Consider the following 13,239-nt stretch of genomic DNA (forward strand, 5'->3'; position numbering starts at 1 on the left):
TGCAGAGACGCGAATAAGATTATACATGATGCACGGACAAGGACAGGTCTCCCGGGACACTGTCCTTTTGGCGTTTTAATAGGACTATTCCGCCTAAACATATAAAAAGGAGCGCCTCCTTAGAACAGAGGGAGCGCTCCATCGATTTTCATAACTTTGAAAGGCTTTACACCCACCACATTTCGCCAAGCGGCTCTTTGATGAGGATTTGCTGCAGGTTTTGCACCGCTTTCGTAAAGCCTTCGTCCACCGACATCAAGCCGTCTTCATGCTCGATGCTGACGACGTAGTCGTAGCCGACCAAGCGAAGCGCGCTGATGATGTCCGCCCACGTCTTGAGATCGTGCCCATAGCCGACGGTACGGAATTGCCAAGCGCGGTCCAGCATGTTCGCGTAGGACTGCATATCCGTGACGCCGTAACGGTTGACGTTGATCGGATCGATCGACGTATCTTTGGCATGGAAGTGGTGTATGGCGCCTGCGCGGCCAAGAATATTCACCGCCTGCACCGGATCGATGCCTTGCCACCACATATGGCTCGGGTCCAGGTTCGCGCCGATGGCGTCGCCGGCTGCTTCGCGCAGACGCAGCAGCGTAGCCGGAGTATGGACAGAGAAGCCGCCGTGCAGCTCAAGACCGAATTTCACGCCGCGCTCGGAAGCGTATTTACCGGTTTCCGTCCAGTACGGAATTACTTTGTTGGCCCACTGCCAATCGAGAATCTCTTGGAAATCGGGCGGCCAAGGAGCCACCGGCCAGTTCGGATATTTCGCGTTATCGGAGTCTCCCGGGCAGCCGGAGAACGCATTGACGACAGGCACCTCGAGCTTCTGGGCAAGGTCGACTGTTTTAAGCAGCGCTTCATGATCGGCTTGGGCGAGCGCTTTTTGCGGATGAAGCGGGTTGCCATGACAGCTGAGTGCGCTGATCGTCAGTCCGCGGGATTCGATCGCTTGCTTGAATGCTTTCAGCTTACCGTTATCGCTAAGCAGCACGTCCGGGTCGCAGTGCGCTTTGCCGGGGTAGCCGCCGGTGCCGATTTCAACAGCGTCGAGTCCTTTGGATGCAATGTAGTCAAGCGCTTCTTCGAAAGGCTTCTGCTGGAATAATACCGTGAAAACGCCTAATTTCATGGGACACCTCCGAAAATAATCAAAATGAACGCGCGTACAATAGAACGCTCATCCAAATTATATCACTAATTGCGTACGGCTCAAAGTAGGAGTTTCGGACATAACGCATCGGGGTGTCGCTTTTTCGTAAAAAGTTCACGACTCAGTCTAAAACGTTCATCGTTTGAATATGTTTTTTTGTTTCATCGGTACCCAGACTGTACAGCGTTTGATAGACGTTTTTCAAATAGATGTCGTAGGCATCGTTTTCCTTGTCATGATGATAAGGAATACCCGGAAAATGGGCCCTGGAGAAGGTAAGTTCTTCTGCGTATTCCACATCTTCAAATAATTCCTTAAGCTTTATGATTTCCTCCGGCGTGGCTTCGATCTCCAACTCGTAAGCCGCATCGCCTTGGTCCTGCATGATCGTCTTTGACTGTACGGAAACATAGTAGTTTCTTTTATCCATGGAAGTAACCTCCGACTTATTTAAAATAGTAAGACCAGATAACTGCACCGGCAACCAGAACGATCGGAAAAAGCACATAAACGATAAGCATCGGATTTGCCATGACGGGATGTTTGACTGTGTTCGGGTCTGTGTTTTTGTCAAATTCCTTATTTTGCTGTCTTCGGGCCAGTATAAATGACGCAGCGGCAGAGATCACGCATACGACGGCCGCAAGTGCGATAAGAGTGGTCAGCATTCGGAATCACGTTCTCCTTCCAAGGGGTTACCCTTATTTTCTGGCAATTTTCTTAAAATATACGGCTCAGCGAATGCTTGTTCACTAGGCAAAGTTTAGTTTTCGACAAAAGCGTCCGACAACGTTCCCGATTCTTTTCCTTTTGATTAGTCTACAATGGAAATAATTCTCTTCGGACTGGGAGAGGGAATGGGAAATTTTTTACAGAAAGGGCGGATCGTAAGATGAGCAAAGATACGCAAATTGTTGAAACGGTATCAGGCACCTGGCTGCGTTTCCCAAACGGCTTTAAAAAGTTTCATTGCTTGGTGGAGCTGCCCGATCAGCTCTCGCTCAACATTAATACGAAATCGGGCTGCGTACATGTACATAAGAAGGACAGTGACGATGTGTTTCAATATGTGGGGGAATTGCATATAATGGCAAACGGCAGCCAACTGCAATGCACCGTTCAAGCTGCCCCGGCCAAAGAAGAAGATATAGAAACGCCTGGGAAGCAATCCGATGCCAGTTGAGGTATTTTCGCGAGTTCGCGTAAAAAAAGCAGCGCCCGCAGAGGGACGCTGCTTTTATCATATTTAGAACGGCCAGTTCAAGAGACCGCGGTAAATGTGGAGTACCGTTTCGCTTTTGCCGCTGTAGACGATAACGGCCGCGGTAACGATCAGCTGGGTTAACGCGCAGCGGGCGTAGAAGTACGTCCGGGATACTTTTTTCTTGTTGACCGTCGTTTTCCCGAGCAGGTTCTCCAGCGCGATCACTACACCGTGGTAAACGCCCCACAGCAGATAGAGCCAGCTAAAGCCGTGCCACAGTCCGATCAGCACCATGATGAGGATGGACAGGCCCGCAGCGGTCCATTTGGTCGGCGTTTGGCGCGAGAAAAATATAAAGATATGATCGCGGAACCAGTCACCGAGCGTAGCGTGCCAATTGCGCCAGTACTGCGTCAGCGTCGGAGATTGGAACGGTTTCTTGAAGTTTTCCGGAATGTTGTAGCCCATCAGCCGTCCGAAGCCGATCGCAATATCGGAGTAGCCGGAGAAATCGAAGTAGATCAGGGCATAAAACCAGACCATCAAAAATAGCGATTGATGCGTATAAAGCTCTTGCCCGGACATGGTATTGAATATGTCGGTCATCCAGGTGACGAGCACGATCTTCTTGAACATACCGAGAATGATGCGTTTGATGCTGCTCTCCGTCTGTGCGGCATCCACCCGATACGGCTGCTTCGTATCCGCCATGAAATCGCGGAATTTGAGAATCGGGCCGGACGTGAACGTCGGGATGAACAAAATATAGTTAAAGTAATCGACGACCTTCGCGCGGGCGTCTTTGCCGAAGAAGTAAGCGAAATACAAGGCATCGATCACCTTGAGTACGTTGTAAATCAAGCCGAGTACAATGACAACGTCGAACAGCGGGTGAGTGAATACTTCCATGCCGAACAGCCGCAGCGAGCAGACAGCGGCCACATTGGCGGCGATCAGCAGAATGAACCAGCCCTTGCGAAAGCGCGACGTGTGGCTCAGAAATAGAAAGGCCAAATAGTTCAGCGCCGTGTAGGCCAAGTAAAAGGCGAGCAGCTTTTTACTGAACAGCAGCAAAAAGCATAAGTTGAACGCGAGCAGCAGCAGCCGCTTGTTATCCGCCCACCGCCGGGTTAGGGCAAGCACGAGCACCATGCCGGTCATGGCCATAACCGCGTTCATATTTAAATACCACATCGAAGATTCCTCCAACATATGCATCCGCCGTGCGGGTCGGAAACCGGCCCGGAGCGGGACGGAAGGACCGATCGGGGCCCGCGCCGATCAAGACAAGATCAGAACCCTTCGTAGATGAACAATCCTTTGCCGGTAAAGTAGATCAGTACCATGATGAGCATGGCGAGATAAACGATCACTTCGACGATTTTGCGAGCGAAGCGAGCCATGCGTCCACCTCCTTCGTAAACACCGGAGCGCCTTCCTGACGGCTCAGATGAACGAGATCGTGAAAATATTTAGGATCGTAGGCCGTCAGCAGATCCAGCGTCGGAACCCCGGCCGCCTGCAGGCGCCGGTTGACTTCTTCCTGCAAAGCGGGCATGTAGCCCGGCAGCTTGTAGCCGCGGTTCCAAGGCATCCAGACGACGCGCAGCGGCAAGCCCTGCTGCTTGCTGTAAGCGATGATGAAGTCCAGCGCGTCCAGATTGTTCTTGAAATCCCGGTTGGTCATCCAGCCGAAGCGCTGCTCGTACTCGTCCCACTTTTTGCGGAGATCCTCATCGGATTTTCGGCCGAAGTAGAGCTCCTTGTCGATCCAGCGCGGCTGGTAAGCCAGCGGATCGGATGCGCTCAGCTTCAGCGTCTCCGGGAAGCGGGCGCATGCTTCGAACCGGGCGGCATCCTGCTTCAGAAGCCCTTGATATAAGCCGCAGGCAAGCTCCGTCCCGGTATCTCGGAAATAGTCGCGGTACGCGTAGACGTAAGGCTGGTACCAAGGCTTGAACCATTGGTAGGTCGGGTCCGTGTCCAGACTGTCGATCATCGTATGCACGTCGATGCCGACGACAAGTTGTCTCTCCACATGGAACCGCTGCTGCTCCAAAATCGCTTTCAGATCGGTCAGCTTCCCATAGGAAAGCCCGAGCTCCACCAGCTTGGCAGTCGAATCCGACTCGATATACGCCCCCGTCACCGCGGAGTTGCCGTAGAAGGCCGGTCCCCGATTTTGCCAATCGTGATGGAAGAGCGTCTTCGTAAAATCGTTCTTATAAAAACGCCGCGACGTTACCATCGGGTCCCACCAGGAGATGAGGACGTCCGACAGCACGAAAGCGGCCAACAGCAGCAGCACGAAGCTGTTTTTGCGAAGAAAAGCGATCATAACGGGAAAACCCACACTTTCCAATGAAGGCGATCATTAGTTATCAATCACAGAAACACGGGTTACGGTGCTAGAGCGATTTTTGCTGCCAAGCGTGGTACTGCTCGCGGAACGCTGCAGGCCAGTTCGCTTCGTCCAAGCCGAATTGCGCGAGGAAAGCGAAAGCCCAGCGCTCGATGCCGAACCCGACGCAGCCGGTAACCGCGTTGCGCTTGCCCATTTTAATATTAAACGCATTGCCGAACGTGTTGCTGTGGAAATTGATGGAGCTGCAGGCGATCGACTTGTTGATATTCGGAATCGTCAGCCGGAGCTCGTACTTCATTTCTTGGTTCCGCTGGAAGGACGCTTTGACTTGGAAGTCGTTCGTGAAAAACGGATCGTTCGCGATTTCCAGCACACTGTCCACGTTCCATTCAACGGCTAGTTCCTTCAAATATTCGATGGCCTGCAGCCGGTTCTCCTTCACGTAATCCGGCTTGCCGACGAAGATGATCTCCCGCATGCTGAAATCGAGCAGGCGTCCGAAGTCCGTATGATTGCGCGATTCGAAGCGGTGACACTTGGAGATGGCCGTCACGGTCACACCGTCGCCTTCAAGCGTCTCATTCTGCAGCCCTTCGTAGCAGTGGTAGCAGGTCGAAGGGTTCATCGTGAATTTCGGCTTCGCCAGGTTGGCGTTCAGATCGAGCGGCTGCTCCTGCTTCCAGCCACCGGCGTCGCGGATCGATTGGGAGAACGATTCGATGATGTCGAGATCCTCGCGCAAGTGCGACAGGAAGTGAATGTGCTCCGGAAACGAGGTAAAATGATTCGTCTTGTTCAGCGTGTCGCAATGAATGACGGCCGGGTATTGTTCCTCCGTAATTCCTGAAAAACGGTTCGCTATTTTCGTGACGAAGCTGTAGTCGAGAAAACGCATCAGACTGGAGAACGGCTCGCGGAAAATAAAGAGGCCCGGCTCCAGCACTTTGATGATTTTGCGCTCGACGAGCTCGGCGATGATATCGCCTTCGTAGGGGGTATTGACCTTATGCTCGAACAGGATATTTTCCTTGAAGCCGAAATCCCCTTGCGAGAAGCGGTCGATCAGCTTGCGTACCTGCTCTTCGATGGCGGCGTTGCCTTTTGGTGAGTCGTGAACAATATGAATGTGCCCGGATTCAAGCCGGATGTCGCGGATCGTCTCGTCAATAAACGCCGCGGCGTATTTGAGCTGTCCGTGCTGGCTGGAGGCGAGCCCCTCCAAAGATACGACGCATTCCATGAGCTTACCTCTCTTTCTTGTTGTGGATGAACGTCGCGATTTCGCGGACGGTGTTGAGCGGGTACAGCATTAAATCTTGATTCGTCACTTGGATGCCGTACGTCTTCTCGATATGCGCGATCAGCGCCGTCGCTCCGATCGAATCAATATATCCATAATCGAACAAGTGTACGTCTACAGAAAAATCGTCGTCATCGTCTTCGATTTCGTAACGGCTCTTGATGTGCACCTCAAGCTGTTCCAGCAATTCCTGCATGGGGAAGCCTCCTCGGATAAAGTAAAATCAAGCGATATCGCCGGGCTCGTAGCGAGTGCCGGCATAAAAGCGGGACGGCGATTGCGGGACCAAGGGGCCCCGCTGCAACAACCGTCCGCCTGAAGAGTGAATGTAAGCTAACGTGCCGCTTTGGCGACGGTTAGCGTCACCGGATCTCCGTAATGCGTGACCGTATAGGTCGCTTTCGCTTCGTCCCGGTCGACGGTTAGCCCCGCTCCTTCGATGGTCAGCGGCTCGGCGCTGTAAATCTGCACCTGCTGCATGCCGGGCGCGTTCAGCTTCAGCGTCCAGCGGTCCGACGATTTTTGCAGCTCGTAAGGCACGTTCGAGCGCATCAGATGCGGCTCGCTGCCTAATGCCGTCGCCCGTTCGGGCTCGGCGAACCGGATGGCGGCCGTCTGCGGGACGCCAAGGTACAGCTTGCCGCCGCGCGTATCGCGCACCTCGGCATCGGTGACGGCCTGCTTGGCCGCGTAAGGCTGCCCGCGGTCGACGACGAGGCCGAGCGTGCCGCGGTATTCGGCGGCCTGCGCAGGAACACCATCGGTGATCGCCTTGACGCGGAAGCCGGGCTCGACGGTCATGCCGAGCATTTTCTTGATGCGGTCCGCGATGACCTCGCGCCACGGCCGGTACAGTTCGACGCGGGTCGTCATTGCATTCAGGAATGAGCGCGCCATTTGGGGCTCGGTCATGAAGTTATAGCTGTAATCGTCCCGGAGCTTGTCCAAATACCGGACAAATTCCAGCAGCTCCGGCACGCGGGTCGGAAAGTGATACTCGATATGCTCGAAATAATCGATCGGCAGGTCGAGCGCCGCGTACGCTTCGAAAATATCTTTGGTCGAATAATGCGGGTCCGTGCGCAGCACCGGCGCCGGGGTATTCAGCATCATCGGTTTGGTCAAGTCGGGCTCGCCCGACGCATCGGTCATAAGAAACGGTAGGCCCCAGTTATACTCGACCCCGAGACGCGGATCGGCCTTGATATTCGACGGCTTGAAGCCGAAGTTGAACCAGATGCCGGACTCCCGCTCGTTGCGCAGCGTCTGGCTGCGGTCGGGATTGTTGATCCGCCACGTATGCTGGTTCGTGCCGGGCATATTCCACGGAATGCCGAGCTTCTCGAACGCTTTCTGATGCAGCGCGATTTCCTGCTTCTCTTGCGCGTCACTCGTAAAGTTATGGACAAAAATATGCGGATACAGCTCCAGACGGTTGTCTTTCGTATACCGGATAAATTCGTTTAGTTGGTCCGCATACGGAAATTTCGGATCGTCGACGGTCGATGGGATGCCGAATTCGAGCTGCCCGACGATCAGATCGTCCTTGCCGTCTCCGTTCAGGTCGTACCAGAGCGGGACGGCGTTGTGCCCGCCGACGAGCGCATGGTTGCCGAGCTGGTTGACGGTCGCCGCTTCGATGACGCCTTTGTCCACCCAAGCGGTACGCCCGGTACCCGAGTCCTCCTGAATGAAAACGCGCAGGTCGCCTTCTCCGGTGCCGACGACGAGGTCAGCTTTGCCGTCCCCGTTCATGTCGCGGACGGACGGCGCCGCAAACCGCGCGGACAGCTTGAACAGCGCTTCGCCCGCGTGCCAGGCGACCGCGCCGTTTGCCCCGCGCGTGCCGCGGTACAGCGTCACCTGCCCATCGGCATCCCCGATCACGAGATCGGGGACGCCGTCTCCGGTGACGGCGCCCACGGCCGGCGCGATCGGCGCCGCGCCGCGGATCGGCTTCCCGTCCGCCAGCAGCGGGACGGGCGCCTTGAACGCGCCGCCGGCTTCGCCATAGGCGACCGCGAGCGTGCCGTCCGGCTGGCCGATCAGCAGATCCGGCCGGCCGTCGCCGTTCAGATCATACGCCGCCACGCTGGCGTACGATCCGACCTTCAGCGGCTCCCCGCTTGGGAGCCGCAAGGGCTCGCGCCGCGCGAACGCCGCCGGCGCTTTCAGTCCCGCCGGGAGCTGCTGCCCGGCGTAGGCTCCTTCCGTTTCACCGGCGTTCCGGTAAACGTACAATCCGCCGTCGGCCGACCCGACGATCAGGTCGGGCCGGCCGTCGCCGGTAAGGTCGGCCAGCGCGGGGTACGCGCGGTAAGGCAGCGTGATCGAATCGCCGAGCGAGCGGTAATCCGGATAATTGGCCAGCCGGATCGCCTCTCCGTCGGCGGACAGCCGCGTGCCGCTCGAATAGAACGAATTCGGCGTCTCGCCGGCGAAGGCGGGCTTGTCGTTCGTTCCGGTGTTCAAATGGACGACGACCGATTCCTGCCAACGCCCCCACGTAAATGACGAGCGGACCAGCGAGAACGACGGGATCTGCTTGTACTTTTTGAGCAGTTCCGCCCACTGGATGCCTTCGCCGTCGCGGATCGCTTCCAGCGCTTCGAAATGGTTCTGGTACGCCATCGCCGGACGGCCGTAAGGCCCGTACGACTTTTTGACGCTGTAGCCGAGCTTCGTCTTGGAGACGAACGCGGCGTATTCGCTGCGCAGCAGGGCGTTCCCGGCTGCGAACGTAAAATGGAAGTACGGCGCCAGCGGCAGCTGGCTGCGGTCGAAATACAGCGCGTCCGGAGTCGGCTTCTTGGCCGCGTTCGTGTCTGCCGCCAGCTTCTCGAAGCCGAGCTTCGGGTCCATGCCGCTGTTTAGATCGTAGCCCGTCACAAAATACCGGTTCGGCAGCAGCGTGCCGCTAAAAAACACCGTGCCTTCCCCATACCGGTTCAACGTATAAAGCGAGATGCCGTTCATGGAAGCGAGCGTCTGTGCTGTGGAAGGGACGAGCCCTTTTCCCCAGGAAAACCGGCTCAAGCTTCCTTCGGTGTCGTGCCGGAAGAAGCTGTCTGCGAACGACCGAAGCAGCTGTTGGACGCTCTGCAGGTTGGCATCGACATCCGGGTAAGACCAGAGGGACGGACTTCCGCCTCCGGCTCCGAGCACGCTGCGAGCCGGCGCAGGAACGTCGACGACTTGTCCCGCTCCGAGAAAGCCGGGGTCAAAATCGTCCGCAAACGGGTTCTCAAGAAATAAATGCCCGCCTTTCCGGACGTAAGCTTGAAGCAGCTCCCGCTCGGAGTCTGTCATGCTCCCGTGCAGCGACGGGTCCAAATAAATCGAATCGTAAGACCGGAGCTCGCGCGCGCTCAGACGGCTCAGCTCCTGCCGCTCCAACTCCAGACCGACAACCGGCGATTGCCGCAGCTGCGCGTAGGCGGTCGGATCGGAAGCGCCGCTTGCGGTGGCGTACAGCAGGCGCACCTTCAGCTCTTTGTTCGCTGTCAGCAGGTAGACGAGAACGACGGCTGCAATTGCAACAATCGCAATCGCCGCCGCCTTGCGATAAGGTCGTAATCGAATCAAAAAAATCTCCTCATTGCTCGTTAGGCTAGATTACCTTGCCATTATAGCATGGATGGCGGGCTTTGTTAACTTTTGCGCGGTCCGGCGGGGACCGGCACGCCCCCGTAAATCGACCCATCCAATAGCCTGGAGAATGACAAATTGGATGGGTCGAAAAGCGGCCGATTGGGGGGTTACGCCGCATTCGTTCTCCTGTAAAGTAAGGGTAGGACGCGTATTTTTCGAGAAGATTATCCTTTATTATAGAAGAAAGGACGGAAGCTCCTATGAACGAATGGATGCTGTATCTGCTTATTTTCGTTATCGTCCTGTTTGCGCTGATCGCTACCATTGTGGTGGGCGTATCGGCCAAAAATAAAGAAGGCAACCCCACTTACGACCAGAGAACGGGAAAAAATTTGCTGCGGCTGACATGGATTTATGCCGTCGTTCTATTCGGCGGTTATCTCGTCTTCGCATTATACATGTACTATATGTAATCCAGACTGCGGCAGAAGAAAGGGACCGACCATGTGGAAACCGGACCGCTTGGGCCCCGTGCCCATGTATCGACAAATCGCCGATTATTTCGAACGGCGCATCATTCTTGGGGAGCTGCCGCCGGGCTCGATCCTGCCGCCGGAGCGCAAGCTGGCCGGGCAATGGCAGCTCAACCGCAGCACGATTATCCAAGCCTACGAGGAGCTGCGTTCCCGGGGGCTGATCGACCGCAGGAAAGGGAGCGGGACCCGGGTCAGCCTGCGAAAGTGGGAGGAGTCGCCCAAACCGGCCGTCGATTGGCTGCCTTACACCGAGCAAAGCTCCCCGCCGGGCTCTCCCCTGCTTCGTAAAGTCCGGGAGGAAGCCCGGAAAGGCGCAGAGATCGTCGATATGGCCGGCAGCGAGCTGTCGGAGGACCTGATCCCGATGGAGGCGTTCCGGCAGCTGATGCGGGAGCAGCCGCTCACGGAGCCGCTGGGGTATACGGACCCGCAAGGGTTGTACCCGCTTCGGGAAGCGCTTGCCGTCTACTTGCGCGCCTACCGCCAGGTGGATGCGACCGCTTCGTCCATCTTCGTCACGTCGGGCATTCAGCAGGCGCTGTATCTGATCGCGCGCTGTCTGCTGCGCCCGGGGGATGCGGTGGGCATCGAGGTTCCGTCGTATCATTACTCGTCCCATGTCTTGCCCAGCGCCGGACTGCGTCCGGTAGCGCTGCCGGTGGATGAGGCGGGAATACGGCCCGACGAACTGGCTGCACGCATCCGCAAGGACAAGCTGCGCATGCTCATCTTGAATCCCGCGTTTCAAAATCCGACGGGCCGTACCCTTCGTCCGGATCGCCGAAAACGGCTGCTTGAAGTCGCAGCGGAGCTGGGTGTCCCGATTGTCGAAGACGACCCGTACGGCTTAGCCGCGTTTCGGGACGAGCCCCCGGTGCCGCTGAAAGCGATGGATACGAGAGGCGTCGTGCTGTATGTCGGCTCCCTGTCCAAAATTGCGGCGCCCGGACTAAGAACCGGGTGGCTGGTCGGCCCCGACGCCGTCATTCGTCAGCTGACGGCAGCCAGACAGCAGATGGATATGGGACCGAGCGTTCTGCCGGAATGGCTGTCCGCGCGGTTTTTGGCTTCCGACTTTTTTCACAGGCATCTGCTTCGGGTCCGGCGCGCGTTGAGGCTGAAGAGCGAGCTGCTGATGAAGGAACTGAACGAGCATTTAAAAGGGGACATGACGTTTGAGCGGCCGGACGGCGGACTTTACTTGTGGGGAAAGCTGGCAGGGGGAATTTCCGCGGCAAGGCTGCTGGACGAGGGAATCAAACGCGGCGTGCTGTTCGTGCCGGGAAGCGTATTCGGGCCGGGCAGCAGCCATGTACGGTTAACGTTCGCACGTCCTTCCAAGAAGGATATCGCTGTCGGAGCGGCACGATTTGCCGAGGCGTTCCGGGCGGCTTCCAGGCGGTGACGCGCTTACAGGGCACAAACGCCCTGTTTTTTTATAATGATAGAATGTATAAATTTTCAGCGGAGCTGAACCATTCTATCATTTCAAGAAAAGCATCCTCTAAGACACGAATGTATCTTCCTCGAAAAGGCTTCGATAAGAAGCCTTTCTTATTTATCGGCCGCCTCGTCGGTGCTGCTCTAGCATACCGTCCGGTTGCGGCCTTCGGCTTTGGCTTGATACAACGCCTTATCCGCCAGATCGATCAATTGCTCGGGGGGAGCGGATGCGTCGGGCACGAGAGAAGCAAGCCCTAGGCTGACTGTAACATATTCGTTTACGTCCGACGCTTTGAACGGCAAAGCGAGCCGTTCTACGGCCATCCGGATCGCCTCCGCCCATTCGTAAGCTTCCTCCGCCCCGACCTCCGTTAGAACACAGGCAAATTCCTCGCCCCCGTACCTCGCGATGAAATGAGATTTTTGCAGCAGCACGGCGTTAGCCGTCAAGGCAATCGTGCGCAGCACCTCATCCCCGCCCAAATGCCCGTGCGAATCGTTATAGGCCTTAAAATGATCCACGTCGAACATAATGACGGATAACGGAGATCGGTTCGCCGCGCAGTCCGACCAGGCTTTGGCCAAATGCTCGTCCAGCTTTCGGCGGTTGGCGATGCCCGTCAGACCGTCGAGGTCCGACAGCTTTTGCAGAAGGCTCAGCGCTTCCTGCAGCTGGCGCTCGGTCGTTTTGCGGCCCGTAATGTCTCTTAGCGTGACGAGCAGGGCGGCGTTACCTTTATATACCGTAGGCGACACGGACAGCTCCACGATGATTTCGGTGTCGTCAAGGCATACGAGCTTTTGCTCGATCAGTTCGGGCTGCGCTTTGCCGGAACGGATGTCCTGACAGTGCGTCCAAGACGTATTGTGGTTGTCCGGATGAAAAAAGTCGTAGATCGACCGGCCGAGCAGTTCTTTTCTTGCGGCCGCCCGCAGCAGCCGGACCCCTTTTTCGTTGATAAAGACAATCAGATCCTGGCTCAGCACAAGGGTGGCGTCCGGCGAAGCTGTAATGAGCCGCTTGTAGCGCGCTTCGCTTTGCTGCAATTTCTTGGTCGATTCATGGGCCCGGACGATATAGCGGAAGGTATAGACGGACAGCAGCCCGACGGTGGTGGATATGACCCAATGATAAGCGAGAACGCTTGCGACTTGGTTCTGCAGACCGTTCAGGCCGAAATGCATAGCTACGGCAACGGACACATAAATCATCGCGACGGTATTCAGCAGCAAAAACCGCCGCATGGATATGCCCTTATTCCCTGCCAATGCTCCGCAGGTGATGCCGATCAGCATAATGGGGATTGAGGGGATGACGGAAGTGTAGGAAGGACCGAACAAGCCGATTCGTCCGGACATGATGACTGCGGCGCTGAAGACGGCGGATACCGGCCCGCCCTGCATCGCGGCGACGACGACCGGGATATGGCGCAGATCGACGATGACGGACTCGTTTAAGCGTACGCTGTAAGTCATGAGCATGATCCCCTGCAAGCCGAAGCAAATCCCGGCTGCTGCCTTCATTTTCCATGAAGAAGCAGGTCCGAGCCGATAGTCTTTGAACAGTTGGCCGATGATAAAAAACGAGGCTACCAGCAGCGCCGCATTCGTTATGAAATCTTTGAACATCGAGTCCTCCGAATC

12 protein-coding genes are annotated in these 13,239 nt (G+C 56.4%); 3 read left to right on the forward strand and 9 right to left on the reverse strand.

Annotated elements, in window-relative coordinates; translation table 11 throughout:
• Nucleotides 1-166: 166 nt before the first annotated feature.
• The 3 genes from ET33_RS15440 to ET33_RS15450 all read right to left on the reverse strand — a co-directional run bounded on the left by ET33_RS15440 (nt 167) and on the right by ET33_RS15450 (nt 1,824).
• The gene (locus tag ET33_RS15440) at nt 167-1,135 is read right to left on the reverse strand and encodes a sugar phosphate isomerase/epimerase family protein (protein WP_036683040.1); all 969 of its coding nucleotides are present in this window, start codon (nt 1,133-1,135) and stop codon (nt 167-169) included.
• A 142-nt stretch (nt 1,136-1,277) separates the two neighbouring features.
• Nucleotides 1,278-1,586 (reverse strand): hypothetical protein, encoded by a 309-nt coding sequence (locus ET33_RS15445; RefSeq protein WP_036683044.1) that lies wholly within the window; start codon nt 1,584-1,586, stop codon nt 1,278-1,280.
• A gap of 16 nt (nt 1,587-1,602) precedes the next feature.
• The gene (locus ET33_RS15450) at nt 1,603-1,824 is read right to left on the reverse strand and encodes a hypothetical protein (RefSeq protein ID WP_036683049.1); all 222 of its coding nucleotides are present in this window, start codon (nt 1,822-1,824) and stop codon (nt 1,603-1,605) included.
• Nucleotides 1,825-2,048: 224 nt separating this feature from the next.
• On the opposite strand from ET33_RS15450, the gene ET33_RS15455 reads away from it, so the two are divergent.
• Nucleotides 2,049-2,339: a hypothetical protein gene (locus tag ET33_RS15455; RefSeq protein ID WP_036683051.1), complete on the forward strand. Its 291-nt coding sequence runs from the start codon at nt 2,049-2,051 to the stop codon at nt 2,337-2,339.
• A gap of 63 nt (nt 2,340-2,402) precedes the next feature.
• On the opposite strand, the gene ET33_RS15460 is transcribed toward ET33_RS15455, so the two are convergent.
• The 5 genes from ET33_RS15460 to ET33_RS15480 form a co-directional block, all read right to left on the reverse strand.
• Nucleotides 2,403-3,554, reverse strand: coding sequence for an MBOAT family O-acyltransferase (locus ET33_RS15460; RefSeq protein WP_036683053.1), 1,152 nt, complete (start codon nt 3,552-3,554; stop codon nt 2,403-2,405).
• A gap of 175 nt (nt 3,555-3,729) precedes the next feature.
• A complete protein-coding gene (locus ET33_RS15465) occupies nt 3,730-4,698 on the reverse strand; it encodes a hypothetical protein (RefSeq protein ID WP_036683057.1) in 969 nt (322 codons plus the stop codon).
• Nucleotides 4,699-4,768: 70 nt separating this feature from the next.
• Nucleotides 4,769-5,965, reverse strand: a complete 1,197-nt coding sequence (locus ET33_RS15470; protein ID WP_036683059.1) for a class-II aminoacyl-tRNA synthetase family protein — start codon at nt 5,963-5,965, stop codon at nt 4,769-4,771.
• 4 nt (nt 5,966-5,969) lie between these two features.
• On the reverse strand, nt 5,970-6,221 hold the full coding sequence (locus tag ET33_RS15475; RefSeq protein WP_036683061.1) for an acyl carrier protein: 252 nt from the start codon (nt 6,219-6,221) through the stop codon (nt 5,970-5,972).
• Between the two features lie 137 nt (nt 6,222-6,358).
• The gene (locus ET33_RS15480; RefSeq protein ID WP_036683064.1) at nt 6,359-9,610 is read right to left on the reverse strand and encodes an FG-GAP repeat domain-containing protein; all 3,252 of its coding nucleotides are present in this window, start codon (nt 9,608-9,610) and stop codon (nt 6,359-6,361) included.
• A 266-nt stretch (nt 9,611-9,876) separates the two neighbouring features.
• Here ET33_RS15480 and ET33_RS15485 point away from each other — a divergent pair, with 266 nt between their 5' ends.
• Entirely contained in the window at nt 9,877-10,089 is a 213-nt protein-coding gene (locus ET33_RS15485) for a hypothetical protein (RefSeq protein WP_025847835.1), read from the forward strand.
• Nucleotides 10,090-10,120: 31 nt separating this feature from the next.
• Nucleotides 10,121-11,557, forward strand: a complete 1,437-nt coding sequence (gene pdxR, locus ET33_RS15490) for a MocR-like pyridoxine biosynthesis transcription factor PdxR (protein ID WP_036683069.1) — start codon at nt 10,121-10,123, stop codon at nt 11,555-11,557.
• A 179-nt stretch (nt 11,558-11,736) separates the two neighbouring features.
• Here pdxR and ET33_RS36420 read toward each other — a convergent pair whose 3' ends face one another.
• Nucleotides 11,737-13,224 (reverse strand): diguanylate cyclase domain-containing protein, encoded by a 1,488-nt coding sequence (locus tag ET33_RS36420; RefSeq protein WP_051775358.1) that lies wholly within the window; start codon nt 13,222-13,224, stop codon nt 11,737-11,739.
• Between the last annotated feature and the right edge of the window lie 15 nt (nt 13,225-13,239).

The organism is Paenibacillus tyrphae (assembly GCF_000722545.1).
GTDB lineage: Bacteria > Bacillota > Bacilli > Paenibacillales > NBRC-103111 > Paenibacillus_G > Paenibacillus_G tyrfis.

Coding starts and splice junctions, on each gene's coding strand:
- ET33_RS15450 (WP_036683049.1), bottom strand. CDS start 1,824: ATGCTGACCACTCTTATCGCACTTGCGGCCGTCGTATGCGTGATCTCT.
- ET33_RS15455 (WP_036683051.1), top strand. CDS start 2,049: ATGAGCAAAGATACGCAAATTGTTGAAACGGTATCAGGCACCTGGCTG.
- ET33_RS15475 (WP_036683061.1), bottom strand. CDS start 6,221: ATGCAGGAATTGCTGGAACAGCTTGAGGTGCACATCAAGAGCCGTTAC.
- ET33_RS15445 (WP_036683044.1), bottom strand. CDS start 1,586: ATGGATAAAAGAAACTACTATGTTTCCGTACAGTCAAAGACGATCATG.
- ET33_RS15470 (WP_036683059.1), bottom strand. CDS start 5,965: ATGGAATGCGTCGTATCTTTGGAGGGGCTCGCCTCCAGCCAGCACGGA.
- ET33_RS15460 (WP_036683053.1), bottom strand. CDS start 3,554: ATGTGGTATTTAAATATGAACGCGGTTATGGCCATGACCGGCATGGTG.
- ET33_RS15485 (WP_025847835.1), top strand. CDS start 9,877: ATGAACGAATGGATGCTGTATCTGCTTATTTTCGTTATCGTCCTGTTT.
- ET33_RS15440 (WP_036683040.1), bottom strand. CDS start 1,135: ATGAAATTAGGCGTTTTCACGGTATTATTCCAGCAGAAGCCTTTCGAA.
- pdxR (WP_036683069.1), top strand. CDS start 10,121: ATGTGGAAACCGGACCGCTTGGGCCCCGTGCCCATGTATCGACAAATC.
- ET33_RS36420 (WP_051775358.1), bottom strand. CDS start 13,224: ATGTTCAAAGATTTCATAACGAATGCGGCGCTGCTGGTAGCCTCGTTT.
- ET33_RS15465 (WP_036683057.1), bottom strand. CDS start 4,698: ATGATCGCTTTTCTTCGCAAAAACAGCTTCGTGCTGCTGCTGTTGGCC.